The following is a 15,748-nucleotide window of genomic DNA, read 5'->3' as shown; positions in this document are numbered from 1 at the left end:
TCTGGAGTTGATGGTTTAATTAAACTAGCACTTCAATTAATGAATCTCGAACATCTCAAAAATTGGTTTACACATTGCTGCTACTGTACCTCATAGACTTCGAATTTGCTGTAATTCAATGACTTCTTTAAGCAATCTATTATTTTCTTTGATGGCTTCAGTAGTTGCTTCAGTTTCTTTTAGGGCTTGAGTCTGAAACTGAGAATATTTCTTGTTTGACCCTACGAACAATATCAAAAAGCCTACTAATGATATTAGTGCTAAGACCTTTATAGCAGTCGAGCTAATTGAGCTGGAAGACTCGTTATTGCTCTGGGATAGTTTATAGGGCTTTGCAACTGAAATATTAACATCATTTTGAAGCAAAATGCTAACTAACTCAGGATGTCTTGGTATAACTGTATAAGATTTACGATCATTTTTAAAGGTAATATATGCTTGAGTATGATCATAATTAAAAAAGACTGCTTTTACCTCTCTTCTTTGAACGAATCTAATAAAATCGCCATACTCCAACCATTCTACTTTAGCTTGCGTTTCTTGAGCCATGATATGATTTTGAGAAACGTTGAACAGAAGAAGCAACGAAATTACAAACAGTAAAGTTTTTGATGAAGCACGCTTTCCAAGCATATTGCTCACTAAAAATTAAGTACATGATTTATTGTACAGAATAACTATTTTTTAAAGCACTTATAATATTTCTAATTTTAGCCATAGGTATTTACTAACACTTATCCACAGTGGTCAGTCCTGAGTTTTGAGCCTGCAAGTCAGTTAAACAGTTAGAGAGTCCCTTGAGTTATATGTAAATCCGAGTAGTCCGCCGCTGCCTCACTTACCGACTTTGGGAACTGACGTATGCCTTAATCAGGCAGAACTCATCTGCGATACCCATTTATATATTGACGCTTATTATCTATACATAAAACATAAGTGATTAATTTTAACAACACCTAAGTTGTAAAATCTTTATAAAATTACTCAACGAGTAACATCATTTAGGTAGATCAGCATGACCGCAACAACCCCAGCATCAACAATAGCCGCGCCAGATTTTTGTGAGGGAATTCAGCATTTTGGCGAAGCTTTGCCCGATTTTGACACTTACGGGAAAACCCCGGCGATCGCAGAAGGCAAAGGGGCGATTGCAGATCCCAATGATGCAGCCGCCGTCTTCCAAACTTTACTCGCTGCCGACGCCCTGCGCTATCTGACTCTGCAAGTCACCGGCAGCAAAGCTTCCGGACACCCCGGCGGGTTTGCCAGCCAAGCCGAAGCCTACGCCGCTCTGGTCATGCTAGGGTACAAAAATATCCTCACGGAAGTGGGACACCATGCCCCAGGCTTTTACAGCGCCATGTTCCTCGATCGCTCGCTGGAGGATATGGGCATTGAGACTGTGCAGCAGTTAAGGGATCGCTTTCGGGAAAAGCACGGTCTTTTAGGTCATTTATCCGGTTTTATTCCCGGTATTTTAGCCCCCGCCGGCCCTCTTGGACAAGGGCAGCACTTTGCAATGGCAGCCGCACTTTTGCACCGAGATAAGCTTTTCCCGTTCACGATTGGGGATGGTGGCATGGGTGAACCTTACCCGATGAGCAGTATGGCGCACTTCAATACGGCTTATCCGAGTGTGACGAATTTCCTGCCGGTGTTGGTGTGGAATGGCTTTTCCCAAGAACATCACAGCATGGTTTCTACCAAATCTAATGAAGAGATGATTGCCTATTGGAAAGGCAATGGCTTTAAAGAAGTGATTTTGGTAGATGCCAAGGACTTTGACGATCAAAACCAGTCTGGGGCTTATGTTGATGGCACAGCGTTCTCGTTTAAGCAGCGCTTGGCATTTACAAAGGCGGTACTCTCAGGGGTCGATAAAGCGGCGAAGTCGGCACTGGGTGGCACACTGACGGTGTTTATTATCAAGCAGTTGAAGGGTGCCGGCGTTCATGCGCTGGGGGCCAAATCTCACAATTTGTATGCTAAAGATACCCTAGACGCACCTCACATGATCACGGCGTTAAAACAACGCGCCCTTTCTCCGGAAGCATGGGCATTAGTGCGAACCAATGCGGAACGTGCGGGGGGAGGACCGGCTGCCAAGACAGTTGTCACAGAATTTGAGCTGCCGGTGGCTGAGTTGGGTGATTTGCCCTTGGAAGAGTATGCAGTTGGCGGTGCTCCGCAGGTTTCCACGACGGCGATGGGGCGTTTGGTTGGCAAAGTGGGACAAAGCGATCGCAACTTCTTGGTGACGAATGCAGATGGTAATGAAGCGTCTGGGATTGCCAATATTAACCAAGCGCTGAAGATTATCCACCCAACTTCTGACGATCTCTATAATCAGGCACCGCAAGGGCAAGTTTACGAACCGTTGAGTGAAGATGCCTGCGCCGGCTTGGCGGTGGGGTTATGTTTGATGGGTGCTCGTTCTTTGTGGTGTTCTTACGAGTCGTTTGCAATCAATGGTTTACCAATTTGGCAGACGGTGACGCAAGCAATGGCAGAATTGCGCCGTTCAACACCTTCAACGGTTACTTTATTTACTGCCGGCGCATTGGAACAAGGGCGCAATGGCTGGACTCACCAACGCCCAGAAATTGAGGCTTATTTTGCTTCGATGATGCGAAATGGTAATGTTTTCCCCCTATTTCCACCTGATGCCAATAGCATTCAAGCTTGCTATGAATGGGCGCTGACGACGAGGAATAAGGGAATTGTGATTACTTCGAGTAAGTCACCACTGCCCATTCACACCACATTTGAGCAAACTCGTCAAGGGCTGCGGGATGGGGCAGTGGTATTGCAAGAAGTTAAGGGCAGCGAGACTGAGAAAACGGTGGTATTTGCGGTTATTGGCGACATGACGTTGATGCCGGTGTTTGAGGCTGCTGCTTTCTTGGAAACGGAAGGTTTAGGTGTGCGGATTGTTTCCATTATCAATCCTCGCCGGCTCTACCGGCCTCATGATGTTGCGTGGGATACTTGTTCGGAAGCCGATGGTGGTTTCTTAGATGATGCTGGATTTGAGCGTTTGTTTGGTGGAGGTGCCTTAATTGGCGTAACGGGTGGCGCGGCTGCAATGCTGGAACCGATTATGTTGCGGAGTAATAGTAAGCGCGATACGTTTGCCTGGAAGCGTGGGGAAACGACTGCAAGCGCAGGAGAGTTAATGGCATTTAATGGGTTGACTGCGGAAACATTAACAAAACGTGCAATTGAGTTAGTTCATTAAACTGGATGTAATGTGATGTTTTGCCCCTGCCTAATTTACACTTAGGTTGGGGCAAAAATTAACGGACGGATGAAAGAAATGGCAGAAGAGAGAAATGGCTAGAAGTTCAGTTTATTTACCAATTTCTCCAGATTTTCAACGTCATGACTCCACACTTATCAGAAAAAATTCTGCCCCTTAAAGAACAGCGATTTCTACTTCCTGGCCATCACAGTTGGGAACAATTTGAAGCGATAGAAGCTTTAATGGCACACGTGCCGGCTTTGCGGATCTCTTATCTTGATGGCTGGATAGAGTTTATCACCAATAGCTCAGAACATGAAACGATAAAAACAAATTTATGTTCTTTATTAGAAACTTATCTTTTTAATAAAGGGACGAGCTTTATTCATCAAAGCCGCACTAATATACGAGAAAAAAATAAAAGTGTTTCCTTTGAAATCGAAGAATCTTATGATATTGGAAAAAAGAAAGAACTACCTGATATTGCAATAGAAGTTGTCATGCTCAGGAGCAACATAGATCAGTTAGAAAAGTATAAGCGCTTTAAAATTATAGAAGTGTGGTTTTGGGAAGATAATCAGCTTTCCCTGCATCGGCTGCGTGATCAGAAGTATGAACAAATTTCTCGCAGTGAATTTTTACCAGAGTTAGAAATAGACTTGCTCACGCGTTGTGTGAGAATGCCTTCAAGGCTTGAGGCAAGAACAGAATTTTTACAGGAAATCCGCCGGCAGCGATAGAGGAAGCGCCGTAGCCATCAAAAGATTGCCGGCACACTTGCCGGCATAGAGAATGAGCCGGCTAAACTAGAAGTAATCATCTGCCTCTGCCGGGATCAGCGCTGACAAGAGCTAAATATATTAAAGTAAAGAGCAGGCTAACGCCAGATAACACCGGCATTTAAAAAGCGCGAAAAAGCAGGGAGCATCTCAGCTAGTAATTTTATCAAAGGAAAACTCGCCTGTGAGACCTGACTTGCAAGGATTGGAAATTTCCAAAGGAGAACTGAAGCGCCTGTGCGGAGTCGGATTTAGTCAGGTTTTAAGACCTCCGACTGCTGCTAAGTTTTTATCAGAAATTTCTCAAAGTTTGTTAATCAGCTTATTAATGGGAATTAGTGGGATTTTCTTAAATTACATATTCCCCGAGCATCTTGTTTTACTGGTATTTATATATTTCTTGGCAACAATCGGACTAATTTTTGGTGATATCCAAAAATTCAAATTCAGTAATAAAAATAAAAATTTGGTAAATTTATTTGATGACGTTGAGCGGTATAATGATGTCATCAAAGCAATTGACATCAACGATGAAATCGAAGCAGCTGGCAATCCAGAAGTCTATTTAAAAGACAGGGACAATGTAATCGCAGCACTAGAACTGACACGAGAAGATTTAGTGCGAGCATTGAGAACCGAGCGAATTCTCAGGCAGCACAAACATTTTATTTCTCGTAATCCTGAACTCTTTGCCAATAACTTAACCGCTTTAGCAGCCTTGCAAGTTAGTGACAAAGCAAGTGAACACGGGCGGCTGCTCAATGAAGCCTTGCAAATCGCAGTCAGCGCCCAAGCTGAAATGAGAAAATTACAAGATCGACGTATCAGCTAAAGAAGCGGTACTATTTTATACGGGCATATTCAACCTCTTGCAAAAATATCAAGTTAGCAATCTATCTTGAATCCCAGCCGTTAAACTATCTCTGTTTATCTGTGGACGCAGGTGGAACTGGAATGTGCGGCGCTTGTCGTTCAAGTTTCACCTGCGGAATCTGTGGTTAAAAAATTTCCAAAAATCTCAAAAATCACTATAAAAGTATGGATATAAAAAACTCAATTAAACCGCCTAGCCGGCACAATAGGTAATCGAGTTCCAACAAACATTAAATCAATCACGGCAAATTCCTCTCAGTATTCAATCAGAGATGAGAAAATTGCAAAGCTAGCATTCAAACAACAAATGACAAGCAAACCTAAAATTATTGTCCTTGATGACGACCCCACCGGCTCGCAAACCGTCCACAGTTGCTTGCTACTGACTCGCTGGGATACAGACACCCTGAAGCTGGGGTTGCGTGACGACTCCCCCATTTTCTTCGTGCTCACCAACACCAGAGCACTCACCCCAGAACAAGCCACCGCAGTCACCCGCGAAGTCTGCCACAATTTGAAAGCCGCAATCGCCGCAGAAAATATCCAAGATTTTCTCGTCGTCAGCCGTTCCGATTCTACGCTGCGGGGACATTATCCCGTAGAAACCGATGCAATCGCTGAAGAACTTGGCCCTTTTGACGCCCATTTCCTCGTTCCTGCCTTCTTTGAGGGGGGGAGAATTACCCGCGACAGCGTCCATTATTTAATCGTCGATGGTATTGAAACGCCGGTGCATGAAACCGAATTTGCCCGCGACTCTGTATTTGGCTATCGGCACAGCTACTTACCCGATTATGTGGAAGAAAAAACCAAAGGGCGAATTGCTGCCGGCAACGTTGAGCGATTTTTGCTGGAAGAAATTCGCACCGGCAGCCTCGAACGATTGAGGAATTTAACCGGCAACACTTGCTGCGCCGTCGATGGCGAAACCCAAGCCGATCTCGATAAATTCGCAGCCGATATCCTCACAGCAGCCGGCGAGGGGAAACGCTTTTTGTTTCGCAGCGCCGCCAGCATTTTAACATCCCTTGCGAATCTGGGATCTCAGCCGGTTGCTGCAGAAGACATGGCGCAATATGTGCGAGAAGGCAAACCCGGTGCAGTAATCGTGGGTTCTCATGTCAAAAAAACGACCCAGCAACTTGAAAGTCTCCTGCAAGCGGAAAATGTCGTCGGTATAGAGGTAGATATCGTTACTTTGCTTGATAACCACCCCGTCGGTTCCGCCGCCGATCCCAGCGAATTACGTGCCTTTTTGCTACACCAAACTCTGCAAAAAATTCATCAAGCGCACAAAGCCGGTCAAACCCCAGTCATTTACACCAGCCGGCAAGAAATCACATTTGACACACCTCAAACTCGCCTGAAATTTGGTGCGGATGTTTCCGCATTGCTGATGGATATTGTGCGCGGGTTGCCGGCAGATATCGGTTTTCTGATTAGTAAAGGAGGCATCACTTCCAACGACGTTTTAAGCACCGGCTTAGCCATAACTTCAGCACGACTCCTCGGCCAAATTTTACCCGGCTGTTCAATGGTACGCACTCCCGCCGATCACCCCCAATTTCCTAACCTGCCGGTGGTGCTATTTCCTGGCAACGTTGGGGATGCCGATGCTTTAGCCACCACTTACCGCCGGCTTAGCAAATAGAAGCATTTCCCTCTCGCGTCATCTTGCCCACCCCATGATCAGGGCGCACCGGCGCGTGCGCCCGAATCCTGATATTTTCGCACTTTTCGGCTATTTTACCCGGCAAATATTCTTATGAAAAATCTCTCCTGCCAAAGCATGATAAAGCTTAAACCCTTAGTAATTTTTGCCCTCTCATTTTCTTTGATATTAACCGCCTCAGTTGACGCTCAAAATGCCAACCATCTTCAACAATTGATTAGCACCAACCAATGTGTGAGATGCCGGCTCAAAGATGCCAACTTAAAGGGCATGAACTTAAGTGGGGCACAACTACCACAAGCCATCTTAATAGGCGTAAACCTGAATGGCGCTAACTTGAAGGGTGCCGATCTCAGAGGAGCCAATTTAAAAGACGCTAACCTGAGTAATGCCGATCTCAGAGGAGCAAATTTGGATGATGTGAACTTAACCGGCGCTAATCTGATTAATGCCAATTTAAGCGATGTTAAACTCAGGACTGAAGGATTGACCGATGTCAATATGCAGGGAGCAGATCTAACACGTGCTGACTTGAGAAGCGCAAGTTTGTTTCGAGTCAACTTAAGAGGTGCTAACCTGACGCAAGCTAACTTCGGAAATGCTTACATGAGAGAAATTGACGCGAAAGGCGCTTCTTTTTGCGGGACAATTATGCCCAATAGAAGAAATATAGGCCGGTGTCAATAAAATAGTGCTGGCACCCAAATAAACCGCTGACCACCATCTTAAAAGTCCACACTCAAACGCTATCTCCCTATCAACCTGATCAGCGTTTATCATCGGGATATTATGTGCCGGCACCTTCCCACTCATCTGCATTTGCTTAACGGCACGCTGGGCTATTATCTGCGCTTAAAAAATACACCATTTTATTCGTTAGAATTCTTTAATCGGCATCCCCAAAAACTCCCGAATCGTGTTGATAGTTGCTTGTTTATCTTTCCAATCAGCATTATTATTTAAACTTAAAGGCTGAGCGTGACCCGTCCGCAAAACCAAAACAATCCTTTGATTAATAGCAGCCCCACGAGTTCTTAAATCCAACTCAACATTTATAATATCTCTCAAAGAATATTCCACCACTTTTGTCTGACGCAAACTCTGCCGTTTAAGCGTAACAATACCCAGCGTCTTATCAAAATTGCAACTAATAGATTGACCTGCATAAAACCAGATAAATACACCGAATAAAATAGAAAAAAGAGGCAATAAAGGAAACCAAAACAAGTAAAAAATCCAAGTATTCGTTACCGCAAGTGCGATTAGCAAAAAAGGAATCAAAATAACACAAATGCCGGCAATGAACCACAGCCCTAAAGGACGGTGCCGGAGGATCAGTTTAGTGGGTGTTTTTTCCAAAATTTCCACAAGCGCACCTGAAGGCAAAAAATTAATCAATTTTGGGTTAATATAACCGAGAATTGGCTGCAAGTTCCAACCGAAAAGCTTAGAAATAAATGGCTCGCACGCAGGGTGGCCGCAATTTCCAATCTCAACCCTAAAATCGTATGACTTCCGACTCTTCTCCCACCACCGTCCCAACTGTTCCAGAAATCCCCCGCGAAATCAGTCGCCATCAGCAAGTGCGGTTCAAAAGTAAGGACGGAAAGCTACTGTTACTCTTGCCGCCTGAAAGCGAAAACACCGGCACCCAAACCCCGGCAAGCAACTGGCAAGAAATCTGGCAGCAAATAAAGGTAAGGCTCAATGCCGGCGAACGCTTTTGGCAGCCCAGCACTGAAGTTCACCTGATCGCCGGTGATCGGCTGCTGGATGTGCGCCAGCTGCAAGCCCTCGCAGACGCCCTCGGTGAAGCGCAACTCCAACTGACTCGCGTACACACCAGCCGCCGCCAAACTGCCGTAGCAGCCGCAACAGCCGGCTACTCAGTCGAACAAATCTCCTCCCAAACCCCCCTACAGCCAAACCCCGAAGCACCGGCTCAAGCGTTTGCCGATCCCCTCTATTTAGAAACCACCGTTCGTTCAGGCGTAGAAATTCGCCACCCCGGCACCGTCATCCTTATGGGAGACGTGAATCCAGGGGGAGCAATCATAGCAGAAGGAGATATCCTGATCTGGGGACGGCTGCGCGGAGTGGCTCATGCCGGTGCCGGTGGCAAAGCTCAGTGCGCGATCATGGCGCTGCAAATGGAACCTACCCAAATTCGCATTGCCGACTTTGTTGCCAGAGCACCGGAAAAACCGCCGGCGCAATATTACCCAGAAGTGGCTTACGTGACGCCCCAAGGAATTCGCATCACCAAGGTAGCGGATTTTTCTAGAAACCAGCTCATATCACCCTCAAGGTGAGCGTGCCGGTGTGTTCCCCTCAATCCTTCCCTGTGCTACATTTAAACCGCTAAGCGCAATATTAATAGAGTTCTATTAATTTTGCCCAATGCCCAAATATCAGAAAATAACTTTCAGGGAGCGCTCTGGTTTCAGTTAAAGCCAAATCTCGGTTCACCGGCAGTCTGTTCGTGAGTTTTACCATTTCATGAGTCGCATTATTGTCATTACGTCTGGTAAAGGAGGGGTGGGCAAAACCACCTGTACAGCTAATCTGGGAATGGCCCTGGCTAAATTGGGTCGCCAGGTGGCGCTCGTTGATGCCGATTTTGGTTTAAGAAATCTAGACTTGCTTCTGGGTTTGGAAAACCGCATCGTCTACACTGCCGTGGAAGTTCTCGCTGGAGAGTGCCGGCTTGAGCAAGCGCTGGTGAAAGATAAACGGCAACCCCGCCTCGTCCTGCTGCCGGCGGCGCAAAACCGCATGAAAGATGTCGTCGCCCCAGAGCAAATGAAACAACTCATCACTGAGTTGTCAACCAAATACGATTATGTTTTAGTAGACAGTCCCGCCGGCATTGAGCAAGGCTTTCAAAATGCTATCTCCGCAGCCAAAGAAGCCCTGATCGTCACCACCCCCGAAATTGCCGCCGTCCGTGACGCAGACCGTGTCGTGGGCTTGCTAGAAGCCAATGGTGTCAAGCGCATCCACCTGATCGTCAACCGGCTACGACCGGCAATGGTACAAGCTAATGACATGATGTCAGTGCAAGACGTGCAAGAAATTCTCGCCATCCCCTTAATTGGCGTCATCCCGGATGATGAAAAAGTCATTGTTTCCACCAACCGGGGCGAACCTCTGGTCTTATCAGAACAATCTTCCACAGCCGGCACCGCAATTGACAACATCGCCAGACGCCTCGAAGGTCAGAAAGTCGAATTTCTCGATCTCTCTGGGAATAACGACGGCATCTTTGCCCGCCTTCGCAGACTGTTTTCAGCCAAAATTAGGTGAGGATCTTGGCAAAAAGCGAGTGCTGAGTGTTGAGCTTTTGAGTTCTGAGTCCTGAGTTTTGAGTACCCTCTAACCCCTAACCCTAGTCCCACTCCCACCTAGCCCTTAGCCCCTAGTCCCATGATCAGCGAACTTCTAGAGCGACTTTTTCTTCGAGCCGGTGCTGACAACAGTCGTCAGGAAGTCAAACGCCGGCTCAAACTGGTGATCGCCCACGATCGGGCGGACTTGTCTCCGGAGATGATTGAATCTATGCAAAGAGAAATCCTAGAAGTCGTCTCTCGTTATGTAGAAATTGAGACAGACGGATTAGAGTTTGCTTTAGAAAGCAGTCAACGGGCAACAGCCTTGATCGCTAACCTGCCTATCCGCCGAGTTCGAGCCAACGCGGATGCACCAGAAAGTGATAACAATAATCTGCCTATCCGCAAAGCTCGCGCTCAGGCAGATGTGTCGGAGAGCGATAACGATACGCCTATTGAATAAATTGCTGCGAACTTTCCCAAACTAACTTGCATAAGTCAAACGCCAACTTTAACAAAACAGACAGCGAAACCAATAGAGTTTTAACCGGCTACTTCGCGGCTGCCGGCTCATATATCAAAAAATTTAAGAACGAAAATTTTATAAAGTTCTAACAAAAGTTATTTGTTGAGTATATTTTTACTCCAGTGCTTTAGCGATGTATAAATTTAGATAATAGGTATAAACTCCTGAAATTTAGAAATCTTCAGGCGTTGGGCGATTTTGCCGAGTCCACTTATAAGTTTTTTAATATAATTAGCGGGAACTTTTCCGCAAAAATACTGGGTTTTTTCAAAAATGTATGCGAATCTAGAAATTAAGGTGACATCTAGCTCCGTGCTAGAGCAATAAACTTAACCATCTTGACAGCTAATAACAGCTTTCATCTATGCCAGAAGTCTCGCTTTATGGTTAGCCGTCTTCTGGTGCTCAAAATCTAGCCTTCCGGAGCGACAACAATATGAAGCTTTTACAAACAACCGCCACAACAGCAGTTGCCCTGACTGCACTCCTGGGCACAGCAGCCGCACCGGCACGAGGGTTCAGCATTACCCCAAACAACAACGGTTCTGTTTTACTGCAGTCCTTGCTGGGTGACACCACTGGACTGAGCAATTTTTCAGTCAACCCGATAGGAAATGCTAATGCCTTTGGAATTTTCGAGAGCGATCCTTTTGAGCTGGGATCAGGCATCGTTCTCAGTACAGGCAACGTCGCCCATATCCCGGGAGAGAATACGGAAGACGGAAGAAACCTTGACTATGCAACCGATTTAAGCACCGATTTTGGAGTTGGAGGGGACGTTGACGACTCGATTAGCTTAGATATCAGCTTTGACGCCGACAGCACTGCAGATAAGGTGTTTTTCCAATATGTCTTTGGATCGGAAGAGTTTGTGGAATTTGGCGGATCTGAATACAACGACGCTTTTGAGCTTTTGCTGAATGGCACGAATTTAGCGAAGTTGAGCGACGGGCAAGACGCGACGATCTCAAACCTCATCCCAAATCGCAGCGGAACTTATCACCCGGATTTTATCAACAATCCTGCCGGCGCGAATACCCTGACCAAGTTAGATGGTTATACGAAAACTCTGGCCTTTGAGGGTCTGCTTAACAAAAATTCTCGGAACACGCTCTCGATCAAGATAAAAGATGCCGGTGATGGCTTCATGGACTCTGCCGTATTTCTCAAAGGCGGTTCTCTCGGCACAGCGCCACCGGCTGAGGCGGTTCCCGAACCCAGTGTGGTGCTGGGGTTAGTGGGTGCCGGCGCGATTGGTTTCCTAAAAGGGCGCAAAAACCAAAGAAAACAAAAATTTTAATCTTCACCGGCACTTGTTTGTGAAAATTCAGGCGCTTTTTCCAAAGCAAAGCGCTTAGTAAAGTTTTATACAACTTCTCCCGTTTGAATGCTTTTCAAAGAAAGCAAGCAAGCCTAAATTCTGCTATCAGAAAAACTATGTGCCGGCAGCGTTTATTCTATTCACAGCACAAGATTATTTAAACTGATTTATCCTTAGCTTTCTATTTCCCCAAATTTCCGGCTTTGTGACGCTAGCCAAACCTATGGGAACCCCTCTGAAATGTTATTGGCACTTCCAAAAATTGTTAGGAAATTTAACACAATTTTGGACTGATAAAACTTAAGCTAAATTCGTTTACAAGCAGATTTTGTCCCATCTGAAAGATTTTTTATTCCGGCATCTCCCTCAATCCTCATGAGGAGTATTCACAAAAAAGTGAGTTCACTAGGAGTGCCGGCAAGTCGGTATTTATACCACAAGAGTTATTCAAAAAATGTAATATTTTTTACTTAAAAGTTTATGCTATAAAAATATGGGGCGTCTACCCGGTGGGGTCTCAGCCAGTGAAACAAAGTGAAGAATGGGCGGCCCGTCTGTGGCGACATAACTGCGAGGGGAAAGCAGCGCGACAGGGAGCCGGTGATAGAAAAAAAGATAGTGAACAAAGCGTTAACGGCCAAATCAATCAAAAGTTAAAAGCCAAGAAAAGAAAGCTTTTTGTATCTTGGAACTTGGCTTTTGGATGCTGTGTTTTGCCTTTTTCTTGCTTAATTTTACCGACTTTGGCACAAGCACAAAGCACGCCGGCAGGCACGGTGATCGAAAACGAAGCAACGGGAACCTATCAAGATCCCAACACCGGAGAAATTAACGAGGTAATTTCCAACACTGTTACGATCTCTGTGGCAGAAGTGGCGGGGATTACCGTAACCGCAGCCGGCTTTACCGAAGCGGATGGCAATAGCGAAATTGAACCGGGCGATTTACTTTATTTCAACTACAGAATTACCAACGTCGGCAACGATCCGACAAGATTTAGAATTCCCAATCTAGCAACTGTCACCGGCCCTGGCACAGTCACCGGCAATCTGCAAATTAGTGTGGATGGGGGGCAAACGTGGGTAGATATTGCAGCCGGTTCAACTCTCGCCGGCTTCACCTTCACGGCGGATGGTGTGGAAACCGGCTCATTTGCCCCTGGCGGATCGATTCGCGTGCGAGTGCCGGTGACACTCAATCCAGAAGCAACCGACGGCAATGAGATTGCCGTGCAACTCGGACAAACCCCCAATAACGCGCAAAATGTGGCGCAAACTGCCGAACCTGGGGATGTTTATACCGTTGATAACCCAGATGGCGTTGCCGGCGAAACCGCAGGAGTGCCGGCGAATGGCATCCGTGAGGCGAGTGCGACTCAGACAGCGACAGTCGGGGCAAACCCCCTCGCGTTGCCGGCGATTTACAAAACCCACGCAGAACCGATTAATGCCGGCAACCCCGCCGATGCGAGTGATGATCGCATTACTTATAACTTAGCCCTGGAAGTGCTGTCGCAGACCGTTACCGGCAGCACCGGCATCGTTCCCGCTGACTTAGCCGGCACCCCAATTACGGTTAACGGCACCTCTGTCACGCGAATTTTAATTTCCGACGTCGTGCCGGCGGGGACTCAGCTAACCGACACTCGGACAATTCCTAGTCAGTGGCAAGCGATCTTCACCAAAGACGATCCAGCAACCGTAAATGCCTTGCAAGCGCAGTGGTACACCAACCCCAACGACGCAGCAATCGGCGGCTTAGCAAATGTAACGCGAATCGGGTTTATTTTAGACGGGACCGTTGCCACCGGCACACTAATTAACGGATTTTCCTTCCAAGTCCTAACAAGCCGGCTAACAACCACCGCCACCGTCGCCAACCTCGCTCAAGTTTTAGGTTCAACTGCCGGTGATCCCGACTCCCTCGTTTATGACGAATCGGGTGATCGCGTTCCTAACAACTTTAATGATGATGGCACCCCCGGTTCCACCGACAGCACCGGCAACCCAATTATTGATACCGGCGTTCCCAATCCAGGCAATCAAGGAACCGACCCCAACAATGATAACAGCGGCACCGGCCCTGGCGGTGAACCCAACGTCGTCATCGTAACTGGCCCATCCGCTGGCCTTCTCAATGGCCCAGCAGGGGCACCGGGGGCTGTTGGGCCAACGGATAACAACGATGATTTTGTCAATAAATCCGCGCCCATTCCCCCCGGATTAGATCCCTCCCAGCCGGTTGATCCTGCGCCTGTCGAATTTACTAACACCGTTCAAAATACTGCCGTCAATCTTGCGAATATCACCCTTTTACCCACCTTGCCAGCAAATGCTAATGATTTGCCGGCGGGAACAGTTGTCACGATTATTTACGGGAATTTATCCGCCACTTATACCTATAACCCAACCGCAGGGTTTACAAGTCCACAACCACCCGTCATTATTACCAACTTAGCCGCCAATCAAAGCGCAAATTATAGTGTGCAAATCGACTTACCTTCCACTGCTCAATTGCGGGGTTATCCGGTGCCGGTTGCCGCTTTTATTGATAGTAACGGAAACGGTTTGCTGGATACAGGAGAGCCGGCAAACAGGAAAATTGATCGCGTTTATACCGGCTTTTTGCGGATGTTAAAAGAGTCAAGACTTTTGAAAGCAACCGGCGCGGATGTGCCTGCCGGTCAAGACACATTTAGCACAACTGCTAAAACACCGTCACCCGGAAATATTATCGAATTTCGCTTTACCTACACAAACATATCAACCCCCGGAGGAGGAATCGGCAACGTCACCTTAACCGCACAAGATATTACCATCACCGAAGATGGAACCACTTACGAAGCAGCCAGCAATCCCAAAGGCAACAATTGGGCGCTTGATAACGATAATAGCGATGGAGATAATAATCCAATAACCGGCATTGACACAAGCAATGTTGTGGGATCTGCCCTTGATTCTAACGGCGGAACCATTACTTTTTTCAGCGGCAGGCCGGCCACACTTCAGGGACAAGATCAAACAGGAACAAACGTTAATCAGGATGTCACAAAATATGTAAATAGAGTACGAGGTTCTTTAGCACCCGGTCAATCAGGAACCTTTACATTCCAGCGTAGAGTAAATTGAGACGTTTTTTTGAAAAACACTCCAGATAAAACCAATAACCAACACTATCCCAACAAAACCCAACAACAAACAAAAACAAACACCATTCACGAAAAATCTCCACATTCATCTGCGTATGGCTAGCGCCACGCTTCGCTATCATCTGCGGTTAAAAAAACACCCCATCCAACAGAAGCTCAACATACTCAGGGGCATAAAAATGCAAAACCTACTACTCCTCGCACCGCTCACCCTCACACTTTTAACAAACCCTAAACTAACCCTATTAAACGCCCAACAAACACACCCTAACCCTCATTTACTCAAAAACAAAAGACTAAAACCTCAGAAATTAACCCAACAAAACATACCCCTTTTAACCCAAACCCCTGCAAAGCCGGTGCAATTGCGCTTGCAAGCAGAAAGACAAGTCGTGAGCAAAGATGAAAATGGCAAAGAAAATAGGACTTGGCAAACATTATCGGCAAACGCAGTTGTGCAACCCGGAGACATTATTCGTTACACCTTACGCGGAGAAAACAGCACAGCCTCACTCGTAAATAACTTTGTCGTGACCCAACCTATTCCTAAACAAACCGTGTATGTCTTAAATTCAACAACCGGCACAGACGCAAAAATTACTTACAGCATTGATAACGCTAAAACATATCTAGCAAATCCAACGATTCAAAAAACCCTTCCCGACGGCAAAATAGAAACTAAACCTGCGCCGGCAGAAGCTTACACACACATTCGCTGGGAATTTACAAAACCTGTAAATCCGGCAGAAATCGAAGCAACCTATCAAATCAAAGTTAAATAGAAATCCATTTAAAATAAAAAACTTGGAAAATTTCTAAATTCATCTGTGTTTATCTGCGATTAAAAAATCCGTCAATA

Annotated in this window: 13 protein-coding genes; 11 read left to right on the top strand and 2 right to left on the bottom strand. The window is 46.3% G+C overall.

What is annotated here, in order from left to right:
* Positions 1-90: 90 nt before the first annotated feature.
* Positions 91-549, bottom strand: coding sequence for a hypothetical protein (locus H6F56_RS21095; protein WP_190672236.1), 459 nt, complete (start codon positions 547-549; stop codon positions 91-93).
* Between the two features lie 466 nt (positions 550-1,015).
* Between H6F56_RS21095 and H6F56_RS21090 the strand changes: the two genes are divergently transcribed.
* The 5 genes from H6F56_RS21090 (at position 1,016) to H6F56_RS21070 (ending at position 7,252) form a co-directional block, all read left to right on the top strand.
* A complete protein-coding gene (locus H6F56_RS21090) occupies positions 1,016-3,238 on the top strand; it encodes a phosphoketolase (RefSeq protein ID WP_190672233.1) in 2,223 nt (740 codons plus the stop codon).
* 143 nt (positions 3,239-3,381) lie between these two features.
* A complete protein-coding gene (locus H6F56_RS21085) occupies positions 3,382-3,981 on the top strand; it encodes a Uma2 family endonuclease (RefSeq protein WP_190672230.1) in 600 nt (199 codons plus the stop codon).
* A 223-nt stretch (positions 3,982-4,204) separates the two neighbouring features.
* Positions 4,205-4,852 carry a hypothetical protein gene (locus H6F56_RS21080; RefSeq protein ID WP_190672227.1) on the top strand — a complete coding sequence of 216 codons (648 nt, stop codon included), beginning with the start codon at positions 4,205-4,207 and terminating at the stop codon, positions 4,850-4,852.
* Positions 4,853-5,200: 348 nt separating this feature from the next.
* Complete coding sequence (locus H6F56_RS21075; RefSeq protein ID WP_190672224.1) at positions 5,201-6,544, top strand: four-carbon acid sugar kinase family protein; 1,344 nt, start codon at positions 5,201-5,203, stop codon at positions 6,542-6,544.
* A gap of 114 nt (positions 6,545-6,658) precedes the next feature.
* Positions 6,659-7,252 carry a pentapeptide repeat-containing protein gene (locus tag H6F56_RS21070; protein ID WP_242032104.1) on the top strand — a complete coding sequence of 198 codons (594 nt, stop codon included), beginning with the start codon at positions 6,659-6,661 and terminating at the stop codon, positions 7,250-7,252.
* Positions 7,253-7,441: 189 nt separating this feature from the next.
* On the opposite strand, the gene H6F56_RS21065 is transcribed toward H6F56_RS21070, so the two are convergent.
* Entirely contained in the window at positions 7,442-7,996 is a 555-nt protein-coding gene (locus H6F56_RS21065) for a hypothetical protein (RefSeq protein ID WP_190672221.1), read from the bottom strand.
* Between the two features lie 77 nt (positions 7,997-8,073).
* On the opposite strand from H6F56_RS21065, the gene minC reads away from it, so the two are divergent.
* From minC to H6F56_RS21035, 6 genes are all read left to right on the top strand, one after another.
* Positions 8,074-8,877 carry a septum site-determining protein MinC gene (gene minC, locus H6F56_RS21060; RefSeq protein WP_190672218.1) on the top strand — a complete coding sequence of 268 codons (804 nt, stop codon included), beginning with the start codon at positions 8,074-8,076 and terminating at the stop codon, positions 8,875-8,877.
* A gap of 187 nt (positions 8,878-9,064) precedes the next feature.
* Positions 9,065-9,871 (top strand): septum site-determining protein MinD, encoded by an 807-nt coding sequence (gene minD, locus H6F56_RS21055; RefSeq protein WP_190672215.1) that lies wholly within the window; start codon positions 9,065-9,067, stop codon positions 9,869-9,871.
* A gap of 120 nt (positions 9,872-9,991) precedes the next feature.
* Positions 9,992-10,357 carry a cell division topological specificity factor MinE gene (minE, locus tag H6F56_RS21050; RefSeq protein ID WP_190672212.1) on the top strand — a complete coding sequence of 122 codons (366 nt, stop codon included), beginning with the start codon at positions 9,992-9,994 and terminating at the stop codon, positions 10,355-10,357.
* 499 nt (positions 10,358-10,856) lie between these two features.
* Positions 10,857-11,720 carry a choice-of-anchor L family PEP-CTERM protein gene (locus H6F56_RS21045; RefSeq protein WP_190672209.1) on the top strand — a complete coding sequence of 288 codons (864 nt, stop codon included), beginning with the start codon at positions 10,857-10,859 and terminating at the stop codon, positions 11,718-11,720.
* A gap of 545 nt (positions 11,721-12,265) precedes the next feature.
* Positions 12,266-14,869 (top strand): hypothetical protein, encoded by a 2,604-nt coding sequence (locus tag H6F56_RS21040; RefSeq protein WP_199313122.1) that lies wholly within the window; start codon positions 12,266-12,268, stop codon positions 14,867-14,869.
* Positions 14,870-15,068: 199 nt separating this feature from the next.
* Positions 15,069-15,671, top strand: a complete 603-nt coding sequence (locus H6F56_RS21035) for a DUF11 domain-containing protein (RefSeq protein ID WP_190672206.1) — start codon at positions 15,069-15,071, stop codon at positions 15,669-15,671.
* Positions 15,672-15,748: the final 77 nt, after the last annotated feature.

This window comes from Microcoleus sp. FACHB-672 (assembly GCF_014695725.1).
Taxonomy (GTDB): domain Bacteria; phylum Cyanobacteriota; class Cyanobacteriia; order Cyanobacteriales; family Oscillatoriaceae; genus FACHB-68.
This window is presented reverse-complemented; position numbering and strand designations above follow the sequence as displayed.